The sequence below is a fragment of the Rhizobacter sp. P2_H2 genome (genome assembly GCF_056403375.1).
Window position 1 is genome coordinate 1 of the sequence record NZ_JBFUFP010001242.1, and the last position, 1460, is coordinate 1460.

Annotated in this window: 1 protein-coding gene; it reads right to left on the minus strand. The window is 65.8% G+C overall.

The genetic code is table 11. From position 1 onward, the window contains the following. Positions 1-220: 220 nt before the first annotated feature. The coding region (ptsP, locus tag AC1D15_RS31995) for a phosphoenolpyruvate--protein phosphotransferase (RefSeq protein WP_477829220.1) at positions 221-1460 on the minus strand (1240 nt) is incomplete at its 5' end.

Consider the following 1460-nt stretch of genomic DNA (forward strand, 5'->3'; position numbering starts at 1 on the left):
AAACCGTCTTGCTTTGCTGTTCGATCTGTCTCGTTCAGCGCAGCCTTAGACTGTAGCACCTTTTTGCTCGACTTCAACAACTTGTTTTTGATTTTTTCCGCTTGCCGCTTTCGCCGCCCGCCGAAACCAATCAGTTGCGTTGGTCGCTTCGTTGATCAGTGATCAGCGAAGACCACGACTATAGCATCGATTTTTCGGCCTTCGCACCGCTGTCACGAAATTACTGATGAATGCCGACGGCCTGCAAGCTGGCCTGGGCCCGGCGGCACACCGATGCCGGGTCTTCGCTGCTCAGGATCGTCGGCAGCAACGGGGCCAGACGCCGCGTGTCCGCCCGCAGCACCCGCTGCTTGATCGACGAAATCTGCGACGGGTGCATCGAGAAATTGCGCAGCCCCATCGCCAGCAGCAGGTCGGTGAACTCGGGGTCTCCCGCCATCTCGCCGCACACGCTGACGCCCTTGCCCGCCGCCCGCGCGTGGGCGATCGTCTGCGCGATCAGCCCCAGCACGGCCGGGTGCCACGGGTCGTAGAGGTGCGACACCGCCTCGTCGGCGCGATCGATCGCCAGCGTGTACTGGATCAGGTCGTTGGTGCCGATCGACACGAAGTCGAAGTGCTTCAACAGCAGCGGCAATGCGAGCGCCGCCGCCGGCACTTCGATCATCGCGCCCACCTCGACCGGGCCGCAGGGCCTGCCGGCATCCGCCAGTTGCTGCCGCGCCCTCTCCAGAGCCTCCAGGAACATCCGCACCTCACTGAGGTGCGCCACCATCGGCACGAGGATGCGCACCGGCCCGACGGCCGCTGCCCGCAGGATCGCCCTCAGCTGCTGCCTGAACATGCCGGGCTCGGAGAGACTCCAGCGGATCGCCCGCAGCCCGAGCGCCGGATTCAACGCATGCTCGTGGCGGAGTTCATTGACCGACATGCGATCGAGTTGCTTGTCGGCACCGATATCGACCGTGCGGATCGTCACCGGCAACCCTCGCATCGCCTCGATGGCCGCCCGGTACGCCTCGTACTGCTCGTCCTCGCCCGGCAGTTCGCTGCCGCGGTTCATGAACAGGAACTCGCTGCGGAACAGCCCCACACCGACCGCCCCCGCCTCCAGCGCCCCGATGGCGTCCACCGGCAGCTCGATGTTGGCCTGCAGCTCCACGCGCTCGCCATCCATCGTCACGGCCGGCGTGTGCCGCAACCGCGCCAGGCGATCCCGCTCGAGCCCGCTCTGGCGCTGCCGAAACCGGTATTCCTCCAGCACGATCGGCGACGGGTTGACGATCACCGCCCCGCAGTCGCCGTCGATCACCACCCAGTCGTCCTGGCGGATGATGTGACTCGCCTCGCGCGCCCCCACCACCGCCGGGATGTCCATGCTGCGCGCGACGATTGCGGTGTGCGAGGTCTTGCCGCCCACGTCGGTGATGAAGCCGGTGAAGATGCTCCGCTTGAATTGC